Raw genomic sequence first — 4,615 nt, 5'->3', positions numbered from 1 at the left:
GCCCCCCCCCGCCGGCGGGCGAATCTCCGGGCCCGGGTTTGCGCCCGCGACCTCGGAGAGTATGAAGGTAGGCATGCACCTGAAATTCAGTTCAAGTGAAGAAGCCTTCCGCGACGAACTTCGGACATTTTTCACCACCGCGATCCCCAAGGACCTGCGCGAACGCTCGGCCGCCGGGAAGCTGAACTACCCCGAGGACATCGTCACCACCACCCGCATCATGAACGAGGCGGGCTACGCCGTACCGCACTGGCCGACCGAATGGGGCGGCCAGGACTGGACCCCGATCCAGCACCACATCTACCGCGAGGAGATGAGCCTCGCGTCGGTGCCCGACATGCTGCCGTTCAACGCGGGCATGATCGGGCCCGTCATCGCCCAGTTCGGGTCGCAGGAGATGAAGGAACGCTTTCTGCCCAAGACCGCCAATCTCGACATCTGGTGGTGCCAGGGCTTTTCCGAGCCCGAGGCGGGCTCGGACCTCGCGTCGCTGAAGACCCGCGCGGTGCGCGACGGCGACCACTACGTCGTCAACGGCCAGAAGACCTGGACCACCCTCGGCCAGTTCGCCGACTGGATCTTCTGCCTGTGCCGCACCGACCCCGACGTCAAGAAGCAGGCCGGCATCTCGATGCTGCTGTTCCCGATGGACACCCCCGGCGTCGAACTGCGTCCGATCCAGTTGATCGACGGCGGTTACGAGGTCAATGAGGTCTTCTTCAACGACGTGCGGGTTCCGGTGGAGAACCTCGTCGGCGAGGAGAACCAGGGGTGGACGCAGGCGAAGTTCTTGCTGGGCAACGAGCGCAGCGGCATCGCGCGCGTCGGCTACACCAAGACCAAGCTGGCCCGCGCCAAGGAACTCGCCCGTGAGATCACCGCGGCCGACGGCAAGCCACTGATCGAGGACCCGTTCCTCGCCGCTCGCCTCGCCGAACTCGAGAACGAGATCCTCGCCCTGGAGCTGACCCAGCTGCGTGTGGTCGCATCGTCGGCCGACGGCAAGCCCAACCCTGCGTCGTCGCTGCTCAAGCTTCGCGGGAGCCAGCTGCAACAGGAGGCGATGGAGTTGCTCGCCGACATCGCGGGCCCGGATTCGCTTCCGGTCGCCGGACTCGACCCGGCCGCGCCCAACGGATCGGCCGACATCGAGGCCCCGGAGTGGGCGCAGTTGTCGGTGCCGACCTATCTGAACTACCGCAAGGTGACCATCTACGGCGGTTCGTCGGAGGTCCAGCGCCAGATCATCGACAAGGCCGTGCTCGGCCTGTAATCGCGCCGCACACACGACCATTCGACCTCCCGACACACGAGGAACACACATGGATTTCGAACTGTCCGAAGAACAGACGATGTTGCGCGACACCGTCCGCGACGTGCTGAGCAAGACCTACGACGTCGAGACGCTGCGCAAGGTCACCGACACCGAGCTGGGCTGGAGCCGCGACGTCTGGAAGTCGTTGGCCGACATCGGCATCCTCGGCCTGACCATTCCCGAGGAAGACGGCGGCGCCGGAGCGGGCCCCGTCGAGTTCGCCTCGGTCATGGGTGAGATCGGCCGAGCGCTGGCACCCGAGCCGTACCTGGACGCGGCGTTGGTCCCGGGCTCGCTGATCGTCGCGACCGCCGAAGGCGACCTGCGCGAGGAACTCCTCGGCGGCCTGGCCGGCGGCGAGTTGCTCCTGGCCTTCGCCCATCAGGAGGCCGGCGACCGCTGGCCTGCGGCCGCGGTGGCCACCACCGCCGCCGACGGGAAGCTCACCGGAACCAAATCGCTGGTGCCGCACGGTGATTGCGCGGACAAGCTGATCGTGTCGGCGCGCGAGAACGGCGAGGTCGGCCTGTACCTCGTCGACGCCGACGCCGAGGGCGTCACCCGAACCGCCTACCGGACCCACGATCGGCGTCGAGGCGCTCAGATCGTCTTCGACGGCGCCCCGGCCACCCGCCTCGGTTCCGGCGACGCCTCGGCACTGCTCGCCGACGTCGAGGTCGGCATCCAGACCGCGCTGTGCGCGGAGGCAGTCGGGGCGATGGAACGCGCACTCGACCTGACCGTCGATTACCTCAAGACGCGCAAGCAGTTCGGGGTGACACTGGCGACCTTCCAAGCGCTGACGCACCGGGCGGCCGACATGTACGTGCAGCTCGAGCTGGCACGGTCGATGAGCCTGTATGCGACGACCGCGCTCGCCGACGGCATCTCCGACCCGGTGATCGCCTCACGCGCCAAGCTGCAGATCTGCCGCTCAGGCCGTCACATCGGCCAGGAGGCGATCCAGATGCACGGCGGTATCGGGATGACCGCCGAGTACCCGGTCGGCCATTACACGAGCCGATTGACCGCGATCAGCCACACCCTCGGCGACGCGACCGAGCACGTGCAGAGCCTGGCACGCAACGTCAACTCCTACGATCTGGTCGCCCTGTCCTGATCTCGACCCGGACGGGGTCGGTGCCGAGATCGGTGGCGCCGACCCCCTCCGGGCACAAACTCTCCACACCCCTCAGCAGATGCCGGTGCTCGGACTCGAGCAGGCGCAACAACCAGGTCATGGTGTGGGAGTACACAACCGACCCGCTACCCGTGGAAGGGTTTGGCCCATCCAGGGTTTGATCTTCTTGCCCGATCGGGCGCCGGTGATGGCCTAGGGTTCTCCGCAGGGATGCGGTTCGCCGCTGACGTGCGAGAACGGGAGGGTTTCAGTGGAGATCTTGCGGGACAACCTGGCACATGGTGCGGCGTTCTCCCTGGTGGGGATCGCGCTGCTGATCGTCGGCTTCGTCGCCCTCGATCTGGTGACGCCGGGCCGGCTGCGGCAGCTGGTCTGGGTCGACCACAACCGCAACGCCACGATCCTGACCGTCTCGATGGTGATCGGACTGGCAGCGGTGATGGTCTGTTCGGTGATCGACACCGCCTATCTCGAACTGTGGCGCGGGCTGGTCTACACCATCGTCTACGTCGCGCTGACCATCGCGGTGATGATGTGGTCGTTCGTCCTGATCGACTGGCTCACCCCCGGCAAGCTCGGCACCCTGCTGCTCGACGACGACGGCGAGCATCCGGCGATCTGGGTGACCGCGACGGTGTTCCTCGGTATCGGCGCGGTGATCGCGGCGGTCCTGCTGGCCTGACGCCCCGGGCTGGTGACTCATGAGCTTATTGACGCTTGCTCAATAAGTGCCCTAGTGTCCCCAGAGAGGACGGCGCGCGCCGTCCGGCCGGACCGACACCACGCAGGGGGATCACCGCATGGCCGCACCACTCATCGAGGAGTCCATCGACATCGACGCCACACCCGAACAGGTGTGGGAGGTCATCTCCGACCTCAAGCGCATGGGCGAATGGAGTCCGCAGTGCGTGAAGATGATCGTCCGCGGCCCGGTGGGCCTGGGCACCAAGACGATCAACGTCAACCGCCGCGGACCGCTGGTGTGGCCGACGACGTCGAAGATCGTCCGCTTCTCCCCCAACCAGGAACTCGGTTTCCGCGTCGCCGAGAACCGCACCGTGTGGAGCTACACGATCACGCCGACGGCGAGCGGGGTCACCGTGACCGAGCGTCGCGAGGTGCCGGGCGGGACCACGTCGACGGTGTCGTCGGTGCTCGTCGACAAGTTGATGGGCGGCACCGAGAACTTCGAGGCCGAGCTGAAACTCGGTATGGCCGAGACGCTCGGCAAGATCAAGCGCGCCGTCGAGGGCTGAGTAGCGCCCTCACCCGTCGAGTTTCTCGATGAGGGCGGGCAGGTCGGCGATCGAGTCGATGACGTGGTCGGGGACCGGCCCGAACTCGTCGCGTTGCAGGGCGACGAGTGCCTCCTCGCGGAACTTGCCGGTCCGCACGAGCACCCCGATCAGCGCCGACGCCTGCGCGCCGAGGACGTCGTTGTGCATGTCGTCGCCGACCATCACCACCTGGGTCGGCTCGAGATTCATCATCTCGACTGCAGCACGGAAGCCGAGTGGTGACGGTTTGCCGATGGCGCGGATCTTGCGACCCGATGCCTTCTCCAGACCCTCGAGGTAGACGCCGGTGTCGATGGCCAGCCCCTGGGCGGTCGACCAGATCATCGATCGGTGCATCGCCACCACCGGTACCCCGGCCAACATCAGCTCGAGCACGATCGACAGTGCTCGATGTGTGAACACCGGTCCGGCGCCGCCGAGCACCACGACCTGCGCCTGTGCCGGGTCGTCGGTGAGGGCGATGCCGGTCATGTCGTCGGCGATCGGTCCCTCGTTGAGTACCCACGCCTTCTTGCCCGGATAGGTCTGTGCGAGGTATTCGGCGGTGAGTTTCGCCGCGGTGAGGATCTCCTCGGCCGACACCTCGAACCCGCAGCTGTTGAGGGCGTCGGCGATCTGACCGCGTGAGCGGGACGTCGTGTTGGTCAAGAACATCCGCGGCAGGCCGCGATCGGCGAGGATGCGGACCGCCTCGACCGCGCCGGGCAGCGCCTTCCACGACGTGACCATCACACCGTCGATGTCCATCAGCAACCCGAGCGTCATCCTACAAATCTAGGGTGTGTGGGGAGAACCTGCGCGTCGGCGGTGCGTGCGCGCCGTGGGGGCGATGGCATGCTGGGGCCATGCGTACGGTCACCG

The 4,615-nt window shown here is 66.8% G+C and carries 5 protein-coding genes; 4 read left to right on the top strand and 1 reads right to left on the bottom strand.

Annotated features, from left to right (window positions below; translation table 11 throughout):
• The first annotated feature begins 73 nt into the window (after positions 1–73).
• From B1964_RS21720 to B1964_RS21705, 4 genes are all read left to right on the top strand, one after another.
• Positions 74–1,273: an acyl-CoA dehydrogenase family protein gene (locus B1964_RS21720; protein ID WP_006372444.1), complete on the top strand. Its 1,200-nt coding sequence runs from the start codon at positions 74–76 to the stop codon at positions 1,271–1,273.
• 49 nt (positions 1,274–1,322) lie between these two features.
• Positions 1,323–2,435, top strand: a complete 1,113-nt coding sequence (locus B1964_RS21715) for an acyl-CoA dehydrogenase family protein (protein WP_006372443.1) — start codon at positions 1,323–1,325, stop codon at positions 2,433–2,435.
• 271 nt (positions 2,436–2,706) lie between these two features.
• The gene (locus B1964_RS21710; RefSeq protein ID WP_079931238.1) at positions 2,707–3,138 is read left to right on the top strand and encodes a DUF350 domain-containing protein; all 432 of its coding nucleotides are present in this window, start codon (positions 2,707–2,709) and stop codon (positions 3,136–3,138) included.
• A gap of 118 nt (positions 3,139–3,256) precedes the next feature.
• The gene (locus tag B1964_RS21705) at positions 3,257–3,712 is read left to right on the top strand and encodes an SRPBCC family protein (RefSeq protein WP_020172411.1); all 456 of its coding nucleotides are present in this window, start codon (positions 3,257–3,259) and stop codon (positions 3,710–3,712) included.
• Between the two features lie 9 nt (positions 3,713–3,721).
• On the opposite strand, the gene B1964_RS21700 is transcribed toward B1964_RS21705, so the two are convergent.
• Entirely contained in the window at positions 3,722–4,519 is a 798-nt protein-coding gene (locus tag B1964_RS21700) for an HAD-IIA family hydrolase (RefSeq protein WP_006372440.1), read from the bottom strand.
• Between the last annotated feature and the right edge of the window lie 96 nt (positions 4,520–4,615).

Origin of the sequence: Gordonia sp. i37 (assembly GCF_002043085.1) — a bacterium.
GTDB lineage: Bacteria > Actinomycetota > Actinomycetes > Mycobacteriales > Mycobacteriaceae > Gordonia > Gordonia polyisoprenivorans.
Note: the sequence above shows the minus strand (reverse complement) of the source record. Positions and strands in the feature narration are given on the sequence as shown.

Excerpts from the sequence above, each read along its gene's own strand:
- B1964_RS21720 (WP_006372444.1), top strand. The coding sequence starts at position 74 with ATGCACCTGAAATTCAGTTCAAGTGAAGAAGCCTTCCGCGACGAACTT.
- B1964_RS21715 (WP_006372443.1), top strand. The coding sequence starts at position 1,323 with ATGGATTTCGAACTGTCCGAAGAACAGACGATGTTGCGCGACACCGTC.
- B1964_RS21705 (WP_020172411.1), top strand. The coding sequence starts at position 3,257 with ATGGCCGCACCACTCATCGAGGAGTCCATCGACATCGACGCCACACCC.
- B1964_RS21700 (WP_006372440.1), bottom strand. The coding sequence starts at position 4,519 with ATGACGCTCGGGTTGCTGATGGACATCGACGGTGTGATGGTCACGTCG.